The organism is Rhodococcus sp. T2V, from assembly GCF_029269925.1.
Lineage (GTDB): Bacteria > Actinomycetota > Actinomycetes > Mycobacteriales > Mycobacteriaceae > Rhodococcus_F > Rhodococcus_F koreensis.
In genome coordinates this window covers 22503-38961 of sequence record NZ_JARJBD010000096.1, presented here as the reverse complement: position 1 = coordinate 38961, position 16459 = coordinate 22503, and the positions used below count along the sequence as shown (strand labels likewise).

Below are 16459 nucleotides of genomic sequence, written 5' to 3'. Positions count from 1 at the left end.
CACCTGAGTGGACTCGTCGACCACCTCGACACCGAGACCGTGGTCCTCTCCGAACACTTGATTGCGAGCCATGCTGCTCCTTGCCACAGTTTGGGACGTGCCACCTCGATGAGATGGATGTATGTCTCGTTGGAAGCCGGTTGTGAGTCATGGCACAATAACGAGCATTAGTTAATAATGTAAAGGTCTGCGCGACAGCGGTCAACAGGCCGCGTCGATTTGCCAAGGCTGTTCGCCATAGGCCAACGCAATGATCCATTTGCACACTGCACCGTTAGCAACACGTCGACGGCGCGGGCGTGATGTCGAGGATCCAGGTCGGCTCGATGGGGCTGGGCTCGAGTGCGACGTTGTCGAGGCGCACGGCTTCGATGGCTGATGGCGTGCGGCCGGCTGCCTTCTGCATCCTTCGGTCATCAAATCTGATGAAACGGACGGGACGGTCGCGGCGATCCATAGTGGGGTGGGCTGGGTGCGGAGTTTGTCGGTGGGTGGCCGACCGCCCCATCGTCTGGCTTCCTCTTTGGCCCTTCTCTAGCCCATTCGGCTATCTGGGCGTAGCCGTTGGGGCAGACCGTCGCGACGGTGCTGGCGGTTCTGCGGACCTACCCGGGGCGGTTGAGGTCAATGTGGCCGCTTGTCACCGTCGATGTCGATCGGCCTACTTGCGCCGTGGATCTGCCGCCGATTTGTGTCGGTGCAGGTGGCCGCAGACGGCCTCGGAGTTTCCCGTCAGGGCGCGCTGAGGGCAATTTCGGGCACATAGAACCCGACGTGCGAGGCGGGCCGTTGATCGCGCAAGCAGGCGAATTTGACTGGGGTCGTCCCGTCTATCACCAGGTAGTCGCTGTGAATTCCCTTCGACGGCACCGGATTCGGACGTCACGGGTGGGCGGTCGCCACCCACTGCTCGAATCGTGTCCGCAGGTCCGGTGCGGGGGTGGGGAGACCAGCGCCGGCGAACGCGCGGCGCACTGCCAGCTCGTACACCGCGGCCGGATCGTCGACCCAGACGAGGTGGTGATTGACCTCCAGGGTCGCGGCGCCGTGGAACGCCGTCCAGACGACGGCGAGCTCGTCGGCGGGTAGCGCGGGGGAGTCGAGGTCGGCCAGGGCGTCGACGATCGGTGCGAACACCGCGGTCTGTGCGGCGATGGTCGGGCCGCCGGGCGGGGCCTGGTAACCGGGCAGTTGGTCGGAGAAGATCAGGTTGAATTCGCTGCGATGTGTCAGGGCCCAGTTCCGGTATGCCAGGGTCCCGATCATCGCCCGGTCCGCCGGCGGCGCGTCGTCGAAGGCGGCGACCGCTTTCATGGTGGCCGCGGCCAGGCTTCGGTAGCTCCCGAGTAGCAGCAGGGTGAACACCTCGTCGAGGCTGTCGAAGTAGGTGTAGAGCGAGGCGGGTCCGAGTCCGACGGCGCGGGCGATCGCCCGCATGGATACCGCTCCGGGCCCACCCTGGGTGAGCTGGCGCCGGGCCTCGGCCTCGATCTCGGTCAGCAGTTCGCGGCGTTGCCGTTCCCGTCGGGTCTCCGGCTTCCCACTGGACATCGGTCCACATTACCCAGAATTCCGCCATCTTCCGAACATTGTTCGGGGAACAGTACACTCGTCATGTCGAACACTGTTCGGAATTCGATCGATAGTCGATAAGTGCTGTTGGCTCTGCCGTGCCGGTGATCGCAGATGCCGGCGCCACTGCCCGCCCCATCGAAGGAGTCACCAAAAATGGCAACCACATCACACGTTGTGCTCGGTGCCGGTCCGGTCGGACGCGCCGTCATCTCCTCACTCACCGCGCGCGGGATCACCCCCACCGTGGTGACCCGCACCGGACAGGCGGTCCCCGGGGCGATCAGCTTGCGGGCCGACCTCGGCGACCCGAGTGCGGCCGCCGCCGCGACCGCCGGAGCCGAGGTGCTGTTCCAGTGCGCCCAACCCGCCTATCACCTCTGGCCGCAGGAGTTCCGGGCCTTGCAGAGTTGTGCTTCCCCGCTTCTCCGGAGACTTTTCTATCTGGCTCCGACGAGCTCGGGTTCGATGATATCTGTCTCCTGTCCGCTGGTCGGTCGTAGTAGGCGCGTTCGTATTCGTCGGGTGACAGTCCGCGCAGGCCGGCCTGAATCCGGCGCGGGTTGTACCAACCATCGATGTAGCGGAACAACGCCGCCTCCGCCTCGGCTCTGGTGGCGAATATTCTTGCGGGCCAGTAGATAAGCTCGATCTTGAGTGTCGACCACAGGTTTTCGGCGAGCGCATTGTCGAAGCTGTCCCCGACGCTTCCGGTGGACGGGGCGATGCTCGCGTCGACGAGCCGCTGGGTGAACCGAACCGCTGTAAATTGACAGCCCTTGTCGCTGTGGAAAATCAACTCCCCGCCCCGGACATCGCGGGAGAACAGGGCATAGTCGAGCGCGGAGAGCACCAGGTCGGTGTCCGCCCGCGGGCCGGATCGCCAGCCGACCACCTTGCTCGAGAACGCGTCGCGCACACTCGCCAACCACAACACCCCCTCACCGGTGAGGATCCGCGTCAGGTCGGCCACCCACTTGGTGTTGGGTGCGGTCGCGGTGAAGTCCCGGTCCAGCAGGTCCGGGGCGGCGGTGTGCCGCGGATTCTGCTTGGTCGAGCCACCCTTCCACCCTTGCGCAGGTAGGCGCCTCGGCGTCCGTTCTCACGCATGATCCGCTCGACCCGTTTGCGGCCGACCCGCACCCCGCGGCGGCGCAGCTCCAGCCACACCCGCGGGGACCCGTAGGTGGCGGCGAACTCGTGTGAGGCGCGGATCTCGTCGATCAACGCCAGCAGCTCGGCGTCTTCCCGCCGGCGCCGAGCGGGCAGGGTTGCTCGCGCCCGCCACTCGTAGTACGTCGACGAGGCGATACCCAGGACCCGCTATACGAGACCGACCGAGAAGTCATGCGCATCAATGAAACGCATGATCTTCTCCGGGTCGGGTCGATCTCCGCAGCGAAACACGCGCTCGCCGCCCGCAGCACCTCGTTCACCCGCCGCAGCTCCGCGACCTCCCGGGCCAGGCGCCGGTTCTCCTCGATCATCGCCGTCGACGGCCGGTCGTCGCGCTCCCCGTGATCGGCCTCGGCCTGGCGGATCCAGTTCCGCAGCGCCTCCGGGTGCACGTTCAACTGCTCGGCCAGCCGGCGGAGCACCGGCTTCGGATCCGAACTCCCGATACAACCGCACCGCACGTTCCCGCAGCTCCGGCGGATACTTCCTCGTTCCCATGATGTCCTTCCTCGGTCTCCACATAAAACCTGGTTCGGAAGTGTCCGGAGAAACGGGGGAGGCTCACGATGGGGTAAGGCGCCACCGGGGCCAGAGCGTGAACGCCTACGTGGCCGGCGACGCCGAATTCCCCCCGGCGGCGCCGCGGCCCGGATTAGTACTTCAAAAATTCTGTTTCTTTCCATTAAAAAGGTCGATTTGCCTGATGATGTTGTGTGACTCAGGATACAGGGAGTACGGCCTGTGCTCTACGACACTCCAGGTCAGGACTTGGGACCGGTCGGTTTCGTGGATCCAGCAGGGGCTGTCAACAGCGGGCTCGTAGCAGTTCAAATATGCTGCCGCGCGCTCATTCGTGCTGGTGGTGCGCGCGCCGCAAGCCCAGTGAACTCCGGATGCCCTACCGAAAGGTCTGTTCTATGCCATCCACTCCCATCTCCGACAGTGGCGCAGAAGTACCTGTTCGTCGCGCGATAATGATCGTGTTCGTGCTCATGCTCATCGAGGTCGCGGGCATGTTCGAGCAAGCCATGGTTCTGGGTAGCTTGCCATTCTTCGCAAATCTGTTCGGTATCAACCTGGCCGCTGCCGCGTGGGTCATCACGATATTTGTCCTGACAGGGGCTGCATCGGCAATTCTGGCAGGAAAACTCGGCGACATGTACGGACGCAGGCGCGTCGTCCTCGTTCTGCTTGCTGTTTCCCTGGCCGGTTCGTTGATCACTATCACGATCGGAACGTTCCCGGCGCTTCTGATCGGACGCGCACTGCAGGGAACCAGTATCGGCATCGTTCCGCTCCTGATCGGGATCGCCCGTGAGACGCTTCCGAAATCGATGGTTCCAATGACCGTTGCGTACCTCACTGCGACCGGGACCATCACTGCTGGCGTTGGCATGTTCGTCGCCGGCTTGTTCATCGACTCCGGCGACTGGCACTACATGTTCGTGGTGACGGCCGCTCTATGCGCCGTGACCCTGATCCTGACACGCGTGTTCGTACCCGAATCAACTGTCACGCAGTCCGGGACGATCGAATGGGTGGGTGCGGCCCTGATGGCTCCTGGTCTCATCTCCCTGCTCTACGGCATCTCCGTCGCTCAAGGTGCGGGTCTGACGGACGCCGGTGTCCTGGCAAGCATTGGGATTGGCTCGGTTGTACTCGCAGTATGGGTGTGGTGGGAACTTCGCGTTCCCTCGCCTTTGGTGGACCTCCGACTGCTGGTCAACCCCAAACTCGCCAAGACCATGGTTGTGATCCTGTTGACTGGCCTTGCAACCATCTCCGTCAACTTTGTCAGCAATCCGCTGCTCGCACTGAGCCCTGCCGAATACCCCATCGGGATCGGACTGACCGCTACTACGTTCGGTTCATTCGCATTGGCCGCGTCCATCATTACCTTCATTGTGACGCCACTCTCCGGTCGGATAGCGGCGCGGAACGGCGCGTCTCTGGCGATGGTTATCGGTGTTGCCCTCCTGCTAGCGGTATACATCGGGCTGATGATTCCCGCAATCAACTCAAGCGTGGTCGGCTTCTTTCTGGCCAATATGACTGTGATGATCGGGAATTCGTTCGTCATTTCATCCATGTTCAACCTCGTCGTTGAAGCCGTTCCCGCCGAAAGCACCAGTCAGTACATCGGCGTCGCCCAGGTTGCAAGTAACGTCTCCAGAGCAGTGGGAACGGTGATCGCCTCAGTGCTTCTCTCGTCTTCGGTCATGCCGGGTTCAACGGCTCCCACCGTGGCCGCTTGGAATCTGACGATGATCTACACCATTGTGGTGTCCATCGTCGTGCTCGTTATCGCGAGTTACATGTTCGCCAGGCGCAGGGCGACACGCTCGGCGGAAGCTCCTCACGCAATTGCGGATACGGAAGTCACGACAGTTTAGGAACTGTCCTCCACGACGTTCTCCAATTTTCCGGTGGATCCAGGTTCCACCCAGAAAGGTGCACGTAATCGAGTGCACGTTCGCGCACTAAACAGAAGGGTGATTGTCACAGTGGCAAGAAAAGAAGGTCAGTCAACGAAAATGGCGGCATTCGGCACCGTGTTGGGATTGTCGCTGGCATTGGCTGCTTGCTCGAACGCCGACACGAATGATGGCGAAGCGGATGCGTCGGGCCGAACCATCGAAGCTACCGAGTTCGCGAAGATCGGCGATACTCACAAGAACAGCAAAATGGGCCCCCACTACAACAACCTTCTTGAAGGCCCCGTGTTCGGCCCCGACGGCTACCTGTACCTCACAGACGTGGCGGCTCCCGCAGGAGAGCCGAAAGTCCTGAAACTGAATATGGACACGAAGGAGGTCACAGCGGTCTACACCGACGACAGCAGCGTCTTCTCATCGGCGCAGTTCAGTCCGAACGACAGAAAACTGTACCTCACCGACTTCACAGGTGCGATCAAGCGGATGGATGCTGACGGCACGAATGTCGAAACGCTGTTGGAGGGGCCTGTAGAGGGCCGAACGATGGTTGCGGACGACATCGCGTTCGACCGGGACGGAAACATGTACATCACAGATCTTGCCGGATCGCCGTGGAATCCGACTGGCCGGATCATACGTTTGGGTGCAAACGGAGGACCCGCAACAGTTATTCAGGATGGGTTGGCCGGCCCCAACGGCATCTCATTCAATCTCGACTACAGCAGACTGTGGGTGAGCGAGTACACCGCCAACCGGATGAGCAACCTCGAGATGACCGAGGACGGACTGGGGGTGGCTTCCGGGTCCATCCGTATGTACGCCAGTTACGGTCTCGGCACCGGAGACCACGGCGAGAATCCTGCAGCCCTGGACTCCACCGCCGTTGACGCAGACGGCAACATCTATCAGGCAGTTCTTGGCGCCGGCGAAATCCTTGTGTGGAATTCCGCCGGTGACCTTCTCGCGACCGTGGTCACCGAAAACGAAGATGGAGTCAGGCAGCTAAGCGTGACAAATCTAGCCATCGAACCTGGCACGACAAACGCATACGCGACTGTCGCCGGCAAGGACGGGTCGTACATTTACAGCTTCGATGCCCTCGGAGTAGGGATCGCGCAAACCAACGGTGGCGGTTTGGCCGAAGTCCCCGGCAGGTGACTGGAGAATGAACACCGTCGCGAGGCGGGCTTTCCAGCCCGCCTCGCTACCTGCCGATACATGTGGTGCGGTCCAAACCGTCGTCAAGTGATTTGACGGAGGCTCGACGCCCCAAGTTGCTACTGCAATTGCCGATCTGCAAACGGCGACCGCAGGTTCCCCCATCAGCTCGGCGAGCGCACGTAGTTTCCACAGCGAGTCCCGACAGCTGTGTTTACCCGTGGGCATCCAGAGGCAATCGTCAGCGCCACAAACTCGATTTACCGTTGTCAGGACGGCGACTTCGCGCCGCGCAGGTAAACGGTGGTGGTGTGAGTGAAGAAGTCGCGTGCGGACTGTCCCTGCTCCTTCGGCCCGTAACTGCTTCCCTTCGCTCCACCAAATGGAACGTGGGGGTCTGCGCCAGCGGTTTCGGAATTGACATGCAGAATCCCGACATCGATGTCATCGATCGCCTCCAACGCTCTCGTCAGGTCCTGCGTGAACACCGCAGCAGACAAGCCGAACTCACTATCGTTGGCGAGTTCGAAGGCGTGTTCCGGCGAACTGGCGCGACGTACAGCCAGAACCGGTCCGAACAGCTCGTCACGCCAGAGATCAATTTCCCCAGAGGGGAGTTCAAGAATCGTGGGGGCTACGAAGTACCCTTGAGAGGAACTCTCGGTGGGGCTGTCGTTGACGGTGGTGATAGGGCGCGCTCCCTGGTTCACGGCGCATTCGATGCCCGCGCGGATGGCGCCTTGTGCCGCTCGATCGATCACGGGTCCCATCTGGACTTCGTCAGCCAACGGGTTACCGACCCTCAGAGAATCTGCTCGCGCACCCAACTGACTGAGAAGGTCATCGGCGACACGGTCCTCGACGATCAGTCGAGATGTGGCAGTGCACTTCTGCCCACTGGATCGGAAAGCGCCAAGCAGGATTTCATCGACAGCCAGTTCAAGATTGGCATCGGACAGGACGACGGCCGCGTTCTTGCCGCCCATTTCTGCCTGTACCGGAACGCCGCGAGCGGCGCCTGCGGACGCGATCGCGCGTCCAACTCCTGTTGATCCGGTGAAGGTGACGCCGTCGATTCCACAATGTTCGGCCAGGGCTCGTCCCACTGGCCCATCGCCGATGAGCAAGTTCAGGACGCCGGCCGGCGCGCCGGCTGTGTGCAAGGCCTGTGCGAGATGAAATGCGAGCAGCGGGACTGTACTTGCTGGCTTCCATACGACCGCGTTTCCATAAGCCAAGGCGGGTGCGATCTTCCAGGCCGGAATTGCTATCGGGAAGTTGAATGGGGTAATCACCCCGACAACCCCGAGTGGCTTACGTGTCACCAGAATGCGCTCGCCGCGGCGCGGAGACCCGTAGTGGTCACCCTCGCTTCGATCCGCTTCGGCGGCGAAGTAGCGCAGGATCTGAGCAGCACGCTGGACTTCAGCCACACCTTCAAGTCGAGTCTTCCCTTCTTCGCGTGCCAGATCCGATCCCCATGGCTCGGCGGACGCCTCGAGTAGGGCGGCTGCCCTCGCAAGAATTGCACCCCGTTCATGCGGCGGAGTGCGTCGCCAGCTCGGTTGAGCGGACCGCGCGGCGGCGACAGCTCGGTCCACATCGCCAATCTCGGCTGTGAGCACGCGAGCGACCTCGATTTCTGGGTCTGCAGGGCTGATGCTGGTCATCTCTGCACCGGACCCAGGGACCCACTTGCCACCAATCAGATTGCACAGCTGTACCCCTGAGTGCATTTTGCGTCACCTTTGCTTCGAGTGGACTCATGACCGTCTTCCTGTGGCTGAATCAGACTGTGTGTCAGCCGTACCCGACGACGCGGGCGGAACGGATCGTGTATACGGCCGCGCTGCTCGGAGCGAACGACTGCTGTTCTTCGACACGTCCAGCACTCTTCAAGTGCATTCCACTGCTGAAGCTCAGTTCGTGGGCGGGCTTCACAGAGACCGGGTCCACTTCAACCAGCCTACGGCCATGCGAACGATAGCACGGGCGCCGCAATCCTGGAGCTTGCTCATGAACTGAGGTCACCGGGGCGCAAGCGGGGCTGCAAGCAGCCTTCGAGGGACCTTCCGTCCCCGCGTTCACCGTGCTAACGTTAGCGCATGCAGCGCAGGCGTGGAGTGACCGCAAAAGATATAGCTGCGCGCCTCGGCATTGCCGTCTCGACGGTCGGGCGGGCACTCTCGGATGATCCGCGTATCAGCGCGGAAACGACACTCAAAGTGCAGGCGGTTGCTGCCGAACTCGGCTATGTGGGAAACAAGGCTGCTCGGATGATGCGAGGTGCACCGAGCAGCATTCTTGGTCTCATGGTCCCCGATGTGCGCAACTCGTTCTACTCTGCAGCGGCACACGCTCTTTCGGGGAAGATGCGCGCATTCGGGTATCAACTGGTGCTCTCGGAGACCGGGGACGATCCCCAGCTTGAGTTGGAGCAGTTGAAGGGACTTAGCGCAATCCAAGCAGTCGGGCTGATAATCGTCCCATCGGTAGATCCGCATGCCGATTCCGTGAAGCTGCTCGAATCCATTCCGTATGTTCAACTGCTGCGTCACCATTCATCGCTGGATCAGCAGCGGTTCGGGATCGATGACCGCATGATCCTCGACAGCGCTACCTCCCATTTGACGGCTCTCGGGCACCATCGGATTGCCTACATCGGCGGCCCCAGCGAACTGTCGACTGGAACCCAACGTCTACAGGGATACCGAGATGCGCTCGAACGTAGCGGGATATCCGAAGAGGACCCCGATCTGGTGCGGCTCGGTCCCGCGGGATCGCACACTCACGGAGTCGAGTCGCTAAGGTCCCTCCTCGCTCTCGCGGCGCCTCCCACTGCGATAGTCACCGGATCGGTTCAGGCCACGCATGGCCTTCTCGACGAGATCTTGGCACGAGGCATCTCGGTTCCCGAGGAGCTGTCGGTCGTCGGATTTGGAGACGAGCCAGGATTCAGTTGGTGGGGCGGGGGACTGACGACAATGGCACTTCCAGTCGATGAGATGGTCAGCAACTGTGCGACCAGGCTGCTTGATATGGTCGCTCCCGGCGCGGCGGCAGATCCGTACGAGGTGGTGTCCCCGGGTCGGCTTCAACTTCGTGCCAGCACGGCACCGCTGGACGTCAGCGAATCAAATCTCCGTGGCACGGGCTCCGCTGTGCGCCGGACAACGTGATATTGCGCCGAGAACTACGAAAGGAACCCGTATGGTTACACCTTCCGCTCTTCCGACAGTGCCGCCAAGGCGAATTCGGCCGCAACTGACTCACATGGGAATCAACGTCTATGACATCAAGAAGATGGAGAAGTTCTACACCGAAGTCATCGGGCTGGTGGTGACGGACCGGGGAGTCGGCAAGAACTTCAAAGCCGAGCTCGTGTTCATGAGCGTCAACCCCGACACTCACCATCAGGTGGCACTCGCGAGCGGTCGTGACGTCAACTCGCCGCGCAGTACCATCAACCAGATCAGCTTCAGTCTCGAGAGTCTTGACGAACTGCGCGAGATGTATCGCGCTGTACGTGATTACGGAGTCCAAGCCCTGAAGCCCCTCAATCACGGCGTGTCCTGGTCTGTCTACTTCTTCGACCCAGAAGGCAACACAGTCGAGCTTTACGTAGACAGCCCCTGGTACATCGGCCAGCCCCACGGTGATCTGTTCGATCCCGAGCTTCCTACCGAGCAGATCATGGCGGACACGCTCGCGATGTGCGAGAAGGACCCCGAGTTCAGACCCATCGAAGAGTTTCGCGAGTCAGTGAGGATTCAACTGTGACTTTCTCGGATTATGTAGCGCCGCCGCAGCACGAGCTCATTAATGTGCGCCGGACATCGCTCAACGTCGAGACGATCTGGCATGAACGTGGCCCTCGCCTCGAGGTACCCCTCACGTTGGTGAGTGCTGCCGCCGTGGTCAGGAACCCCTTTGCCGGTCGCTACGAGCCAGACCTCTTGCAGTTCCAGACGACTCTGCGAAGTCTCGGCTCGTTCCTTGCTCATCAACTGACATCGGCACTCGATGGTCGTGAAGTCGCCGTATACGGCAAGGGTGCTATCGTTGGCACAGATGGTGAGCTGGAGCACGGCGCTGTCTGGCACGAGGCTGGTGGCTGGGCGCTGCGAGAGGCGCTAGGCGAGCCGAAGGCGATCGTCCCGTCCTCCAAAGCCATAGGCAATCCCGGGCAGCGACTGCTCATCCCGCTGCACAGCACCCGAGCTGCCTATGTGCGCAGCCATTTCAACACCGTGGAAGTAGGCATTCAAGATGCTCCGCGACGGGACGAGATCCTCTTCGCGCTCGCGGTAGGCACAGGCGGACGAGTGCACGCCCGCGTCGGAGGACTCAGTGCTGATGAGGTCCAGGGAAACGATGGTCTGCGCTGAGCCAGGTCCGTGTTGGCAGCCAGCTGGACCAGTTCTCGCTCGCGTGGACCTCGGTGAGATCAGCGACGTAGTCGTAGTTGAGGGTCGCTATCTTCCACTGGAATCCGTCTATGGAGATGCACAGACGATCACACAGCTACTGACCGATTGGCGACGTCATGAGGAACCGTTCAGGCGCATAGTCACCGACAGTGCCGCGATGGACCGAATCCGCAGGCTCGGGCAGGAATTGCCGGTCGATCGGCTACTGGCTCCCACCGAACCCCGGCAACTCTACTGTGCAATCGGCAACTACCGCACTCAAGTAGTCGAGGCAGCAGTACAAGCCGGAAGCACTCTCGAACGAGCAACCATGGATGTCGACCACCGCCGACAACATGGGGCACCGTTCGCCGTGCTGACCCCTCCAAATCGTGTCGGCGCGCCGTTCGCGCCGATTGCCCTGGAGAAGGAGCAGTACCACCTCGACTGGGAAGTGGAACTCGCAGTGGTGATTGGTCGGCGTGGGTGGCGAGTGCCGGCCGCACGCGCTCGGTCTCTCATTGCAGGGTTCACGGTCGCAAATGACCTCACCCTGCGAGACCGCGTGATGAGGCCAGACGTAGCAACCGGGGCAGACTGGCTTCGCTCGAAGGGGACACCAGGAACACTTCCCCTCGGGCCCTGGCTGGTTCCTGCTTGGCAGATACCCCGCCGGCCACTTGCCCTCGAACTCACGCTTAACGGACATGTCATGCAATCAAGCACCACTGCCGACATGATCTTCAGGGTTGAGGACATCCTCGAAGAGATCACCCACCACACAGTTCTCGAACCCGGTGACGTGGTCTGCACAGGGTCTCCGGCTGGATTCGGAGCCCAGCGCGACCGATATCTGAAACCTGGCGATGTCACTGAAGCCGCAGTGGAACTGCTGGGCCGTCAACGCACGGAATACGTGCACGATGCGCCAACTCGCCAATCACCCGATCGCGACTGGAGGAAAGCTGCGGTATGACCACACATCGCACGGATAGTGTGCTAATTACTGATCGCGCGTGGCCTACCGATGCTGTCGAGCGAAAAGTGCTCGAAGACGCGGGCTTTGAAGTGGTCTCCGGTCCCGCGGAGGCCGGCAGTTCCGCGGAAATCGAATCGCTGGTTTTCGAACACCAGCCGCGCGCGATCTTGACGTGTTGGGCGCCGGTGTCACCGGCAGCGATCAATGCTTCACGCAAACTCGAAATCGTCGCGCGAATGGGCGTCGGATTGGACAACATCGCCGTTGCCGCAGCTACGGAGGCCGGAGTCTGGGTGACCAACGTCCCGGACTACTGCCTCGACGAAGTGTCCGATCATGCCGTCGGGCTGATCTTGAACTGGACGCGTGGCATCTCTGCCTTCGATCGAGAGGTTCGCGGAGGTACGTGGGATCCAGCGGTCGCTCGTCTGCGACGTCTGTCCACACTCACGGTCGGTATCGTCGGATTCGGACGCATCGGTCGCCAGACTGCGCGGAAATTGGGGGCCTTCGGGTGCACCGTGATGGGGAACGACCCGGGAGCCACCGCGGCCGAGGTCGATGGCGTTGCATTGCACTCCGCCGACTATCTGAGAGAAACGTGCGACGTCATCGTCTTGCATGCTCCACTGTTGGAGTCCACGCGCCACCTCGTCAATGACGAGTGGCTGGCAACCATGAAGCCCGGGTCACTTCTGGTGAACGTCAGCCGGGGAGGGCTCGTCGACACCAATGCCGTAGTCGCTTCACTCGGATCCGGCCACCTCGGGGGGTTCGCGGCCGATGTGCTCGACGAGGAACCGGATGTTGTTCCTACCCTGCGGGACCATGACGGAGTCGTTCTCACGCCACATGTCGCATTCTCCTCTGACACTTCACTGATCGAACTTCGTGAGCGAGCTGCTCAAGAGGTAGTGAGGGTCCTGAGCGGGCATGCACCACTACGCCCCTGCAACCAGGTGCGGCGCCAAGCTTTGAAGGGAGATGTCCATGAGTGACATCACTGCAGTTGTAGCAAGGCAGGTCTTCGACTCCCGTGGCAGACCGACCGTAGAGGTCGACGTGACGACATCGTCGGGCCACGTCGGTCGCGCGGCTGTTCCGTCAGGAGCATCGACCGGTACAAGTGAGGCCTGGGAACTGCGTGACGGCGACCCCGAGCTCTACGCAGGATTGGGCGTGACGTCCGCGGTGGCGCACGTCCATGACGAAATCGCTCCCGCGTTGACCGGACACCCGGTGTCCGACCAACGCGGGATCGACTCGGAGATGCTTCAACTTGATGGGACACCGCAGCTGTCTCGCCTGGGCGCAAACGCGATCCTCGGGGTTTCGCTGGCAGTGTGCCGGGCGTCGGCAAAAGCCGCGGAGATGCCGTTGTATCGGCGGATTGCCGAACTCGCGGGTGTTACTACGCCTTCGATGCCCATTCCGATGGTCAACATTCTCAGTGGTGGGCTGCATGCCAGGTCGGGGATGGATGTGCAGGACTTCCTCATGATTCCTGCCTCGGCACGCGACACCAATGAAGCACTGGCGATGGTGGGTGCTGTCAGGACGACTGCGACAGAGGTGATGCAGGGGCGCGGGCTATCGACCCTCCTGGCCGACGAAGGTGGGCTGAGTCCGGGGTTGCGCACCAGTGAGGCAGCACTCGAGCTGATGGTCGAGTCCTTCGTTGCCGCTGGATTGCAGCCAGGAGGCGACGCGGTCATCGCGGTCGATGTCGCCGCTACCACGCTGTGGGACGACGCGCGGGGCGCCTACCGGCTTCGGCGCGAGGACGTCACCTGCACGGCGCAAGAACTCATCGAGCGGTATGTGAGGTGGGTAGACGAGTTTCCAGTGATCTCGATCGAGGATCCTCTGCACGAGGAGGACTGGGCAAATTGGCCCAAGGTCACGGAAGCCATTGGGAACCGGTGCCGAATCATCGGTGACGACCTGTTCACGACAAATTCTTCGCGACTACGCCGTGGCATCTCTGAGGAAAGCGCCAACGGCGTGCTTGTCAAGGTTAACCAGAACGGAACTCTCACCGGTACACTAGATGTCATCGAAGACGCACACCGGGCCGGATTCGCACCGGTCGTCTCCGCTCGGTCAGGTGAAACCGAGGATTCGTTCATCTCCGACCTCGCCGTCGGTACAGCTGCCGGCCAGATCAAGATCGGGTCGGTGCGCTGTTCTGACCGCCTCTCGAAGTACAACCAACTGATTCGGATTGCCGAAGACTCAAGCATTGGGTTCGCTGGCATGTCGGCCGTCACCGTCGGAGACCCGGTGACCACGCCATGAGCGAGTCGGCCGAAGCGAATTCTGCGATCCTCGATTTTCTCGAGGAGCAGGGCCTCGTCGGGCTGCGGCGCCACGGTGGCCGCAGGGGAGAGGTGACACTCACGCGTCTCACCGGAGGCGTTTCGTCCGACCTGTGTCTTGTCGAACTTGACGACCAGGCCGTGTGTGTCAAACGATCACTGGAACGTCTGCTCGTCGAGACCGAGTGGACAGCGCCGGTCGAACGAAACGCCAACGAATGGGAGTGGATTCGCTACGCGTCTTCGATCCTTCCGGATGCAGCGCCAACCCCGCTGGCCCACGACGCGCTGCGTCAAATGTTCGCCATGTCTTACCTCGCGCCAACGAGCCATACGGTCTGGAAGTCCGAGATGTTGCGCGGCCGCATCTCACTATCGACTGCCGAGGCGACCGGCCATCTCATCGGCGAGCTGCATTCGAGGAGTGCCGGTTCCGAAGACCTGAAACGAATCTTCGATACCACGCCATCGTTCGAGGCGCTGCGGATCGAGCCGTACTTCACACATACAGGCGCAAAGAATCCGGCCTTCGCCGACTACATCACCATGGTCGCTGAACAGACTCTGCAGACCCGGAAAGTCTTGGTACATGGTGATGTGAGTCCGAAGAACATTCTTGTGGGCCCCAAGGGACCCGTTCTGCTCGATGCCGAATGCGCGTGGTACGGTGACCCTGCCTTCGACGTTGCCTTCTGCCTCAATCACCTCGCACTCAAGTCCTACGCAGTCGGTCAGGCGGACTCGCTCCGTCACGCGGCGATGGCACTGTGGAATGCGTACCTCTCCCATGCCGACTGGGAGTCTGCTGATGGTCTCGACGCCCGCGTAGCCCGACTGCTTCCCATACTCATGCTGGCCCGTGTCGATGGTCGATCGCCGGTTGAGTACCTGAGCTCCAAAGACCTCCGTGACGCGGTACGGAACCGAGCTCACGACCTTCTCGACAGGAAGCCGGGTCGAACCGAGGCAGTGATCGAACAGAGTCTCGTATCTCGCACCCACATACCGTCCTCCAACTGACCCGCCAAGGAGAACTCATGTCCTTTTCGCTCGCAACCGTCCGTGTAGGGGGAAACCCCACTCCAGTGCTGGCCATCGGTGAACGCCGTTGGAGGATCGCCGATATAGCTCCAAAAGCGCTCGAACCCGAACCTTATCGGGGATTGATGAATGTCTTCGACCACTGGGACACGACCGAACCAATCCTGGTCGAGGCATACGAGGCCCTGGTGGAAGGAACCGATACGACCGAGCCCCTCGCGCCACTCGAAAGCGCAGAGGATGTTCTCACACCGCTGCAGTATCCCCGCAAAGTTCTCCTGACCGGCGCCAACTACCACGCGCACATGAGAGAAGACGGTGGGCACACGGATTGGAGCAAGGACACCAAGAACCCGGTCTTCTTCTTCAAGCCTCCGACGACGACGTTGGTTGGATCGGGAAAGACCGTTCGGTACCCCGTCCAGTCCGAGAAGTTCGACTACGAGCTGGAACTCGGCGTCGTCATCGGCAAGCGGGGCCGTCGATTGACGGTCGAGAATGCCATGGACTACGTCGCCGGCTACACGGTGGTACTGGACCTCTCGGCGCGAGACTGGCAGCGCGATCCCAAGAGCATCATGAAGTGGGATTTGTTCGGCGGCAAAGGCTTCGATGACAGTTGCCCCGTCGGGCCGGGCATCGTTCCCGCGCGCTACGTCGACGAGAATAATCTCCAACTGACTTTCAAACTCAACGGCGAGAATCGTCAGGGTGCCAATACTAAGGACATGATCTGGAGCATCGCCGAACAGCTTGCTCTACTCACCCAGCACGTCACCGTCGAACCGGGCGATATCCTCTCGACGGGAACTCCGGCCGGCGTGGGTTTGGGGGCAGGTACCTGGATGTCGGTCGGCGACACGCTCGAGGGCTCGATTACCGGACTCGGCACGCTCGCCGTCGAGATCGTCGAGGACCACAACGACGACACCGTCTGATTCGAAGTGCACGGAGCTCACCCATCCACACCAGAAAGTAGAGGCAAACCCATGAGTAGTGCGACTGATGTCCTCGCCCTCGACCACAAGCGTCGAGAGGCAATGACTGCCCCCAATGTCGACGCCTTGTCGGACCTGTTGGCCGAAAACGTCGTCTGGATCCACGCAACTGCCCGCGTGGACACGAAGGCGGGGCTGCTCGAGGCGATCGGCAGTGGCTCAACTAAGTACCTGTCCATCGACGTACAGGATGAGACCGTCAAAGAGATCGGTGGTGTGGTCCTGATCGGCGGAATCGCACACATCAAGGCCGAGATCAAGAATGAGGTTCGCGACCTGCAGAACCGATTCACCATTATTTGGGCCCCCCAGCCCGACGGAGCATGGCGAGTCGTGAACTGGCAGTCAACGACAGTGCGCAAGCCCTGAGCTT

Annotated in this window: 16 protein-coding genes and 1 pseudogene; 11 read left to right on the top strand and 6 right to left on the bottom strand. The window is 61.4% G+C overall.

Annotated elements, in window-relative coordinates:
• Positions 1 to 274 precede the first annotated feature (274 nt).
• From P3H15_RS44000 to P3H15_RS55915, 5 genes and pseudogenes are all read right to left on the bottom strand, one after another.
• The gene (locus P3H15_RS44000) at positions 275 to 406 is read right to left on the bottom strand and encodes a hypothetical protein (protein ID WP_276143051.1); all 132 of its coding nucleotides are present in this window, start codon (positions 404 to 406) and stop codon (positions 275 to 277) included.
• A gap of 476 nt (positions 407 to 882) precedes the next feature.
• Positions 883 to 1551: a TetR/AcrR family transcriptional regulator gene (locus tag P3H15_RS43995; protein ID WP_276143050.1), complete on the bottom strand. Its 669-nt coding sequence runs from the start codon at positions 1549 to 1551 to the stop codon at positions 883 to 885.
• Between the two features lie 304 nt (positions 1552 to 1855).
• A pseudogene (locus tag P3H15_RS43990) lies at positions 1856 to 2617 on the bottom strand (IS3 family transposase); the annotation flags it as partial.
• Complete coding sequence (locus tag P3H15_RS55920; RefSeq protein ID WP_369426230.1) at positions 2533 to 2805, bottom strand: IS3 family transposase; 273 nt, start codon at positions 2803 to 2805, stop codon at positions 2533 to 2535. The pseudogene P3H15_RS43990 and the gene P3H15_RS55920, both read right to left, overlap by 85 nt.
• The gene (locus P3H15_RS55915) at positions 2796 to 3431 is read right to left on the bottom strand and encodes a transposase (protein ID WP_369426229.1); all 636 of its coding nucleotides are present in this window, start codon (positions 3429 to 3431) and stop codon (positions 2796 to 2798) included. The genes P3H15_RS55920 and P3H15_RS55915 overlap by 10 nt, the downstream gene beginning before the upstream one ends.
• Before the next feature lie 234 nt (positions 3432 to 3665).
• Between P3H15_RS55915 and P3H15_RS43980 the strand changes: the two genes are divergently transcribed.
• Complete coding sequence (locus tag P3H15_RS43980) at positions 3666 to 5141, top strand: MFS transporter (protein ID WP_276143048.1); 1476 nt, start codon at positions 3666 to 3668, stop codon at positions 5139 to 5141.
• 99 nt (positions 5142 to 5240) lie between these two features.
• Positions 5241 to 6341 carry an SMP-30/gluconolactonase/LRE family protein gene (locus tag P3H15_RS43975; RefSeq protein ID WP_276143047.1) on the top strand — a complete coding sequence of 367 codons (1101 nt, stop codon included), beginning with the start codon at positions 5241 to 5243 and terminating at the stop codon, positions 6339 to 6341.
• A gap of 269 nt (positions 6342 to 6610) precedes the next feature.
• On the opposite strand, the gene P3H15_RS43970 is transcribed toward P3H15_RS43975, so the two are convergent.
• Entirely contained in the window at positions 6611 to 8077 is a 1467-nt protein-coding gene (locus tag P3H15_RS43970) for an aldehyde dehydrogenase family protein (RefSeq protein ID WP_276143046.1), read from the bottom strand.
• Between the two features lie 369 nt (positions 8078 to 8446).
• Between P3H15_RS43970 and P3H15_RS43965 the strand changes: the two genes are divergently transcribed.
• The 9 genes from P3H15_RS43965 (at position 8447) to P3H15_RS43925 (ending at position 16455) form a co-directional block, all read left to right on the top strand.
• Positions 8447 to 9520 carry a LacI family DNA-binding transcriptional regulator gene (locus P3H15_RS43965; protein WP_276143045.1) on the top strand — a complete coding sequence of 358 codons (1074 nt, stop codon included), beginning with the start codon at positions 8447 to 8449 and terminating at the stop codon, positions 9518 to 9520.
• 94 nt (positions 9521 to 9614) lie between these two features.
• Positions 9615 to 10121 carry a VOC family protein gene (locus P3H15_RS43960; protein WP_276143044.1) on the top strand — a complete coding sequence of 169 codons (507 nt, stop codon included), beginning with the start codon at positions 9615 to 9617 and terminating at the stop codon, positions 10119 to 10121.
• A complete protein-coding gene (locus P3H15_RS43955) occupies positions 10118 to 10729 on the top strand; it encodes an amino acid synthesis family protein (RefSeq protein WP_276143043.1) in 612 nt (203 codons plus the stop codon). Before P3H15_RS43960 ends, P3H15_RS43955 begins: the two co-directional genes overlap by 4 nt.
• Before the next feature lie 43 nt (positions 10730 to 10772).
• Positions 10773 to 11726, top strand: coding sequence for a fumarylacetoacetate hydrolase family protein (locus P3H15_RS43950; protein ID WP_276143042.1), 954 nt, complete (start codon positions 10773 to 10775; stop codon positions 11724 to 11726).
• A complete protein-coding gene (locus tag P3H15_RS43945) occupies positions 11723 to 12727 on the top strand; it encodes a C-terminal binding protein (protein WP_276143041.1) in 1005 nt (334 codons plus the stop codon). The genes P3H15_RS43950 and P3H15_RS43945 overlap by 4 nt, the downstream gene beginning before the upstream one ends.
• Positions 12720 to 14027, top strand: a complete 1308-nt coding sequence (eno, locus tag P3H15_RS43940; protein ID WP_276143040.1) for a phosphopyruvate hydratase — start codon at positions 12720 to 12722, stop codon at positions 14025 to 14027. The genes P3H15_RS43945 and eno overlap by 8 nt, the downstream gene beginning before the upstream one ends.
• Entirely contained in the window at positions 14024 to 15067 is a 1044-nt protein-coding gene (locus P3H15_RS43935; RefSeq protein ID WP_276143039.1) for an aminoglycoside phosphotransferase family protein, read from the top strand. The genes eno and P3H15_RS43935 overlap by 4 nt, the downstream gene beginning before the upstream one ends.
• A 17-nt stretch (positions 15068 to 15084) precedes the next feature.
• Complete coding sequence (locus P3H15_RS43930) at positions 15085 to 16026, top strand: fumarylacetoacetate hydrolase family protein (protein ID WP_276143038.1); 942 nt, start codon at positions 15085 to 15087, stop codon at positions 16024 to 16026.
• A 51-nt stretch (positions 16027 to 16077) separates the two neighbouring features.
• Complete coding sequence (locus P3H15_RS43925; protein ID WP_276143037.1) at positions 16078 to 16455, top strand: nuclear transport factor 2 family protein; 378 nt, start codon at positions 16078 to 16080, stop codon at positions 16453 to 16455.
• Positions 16456 to 16459: the final 4 nt, after the last annotated feature.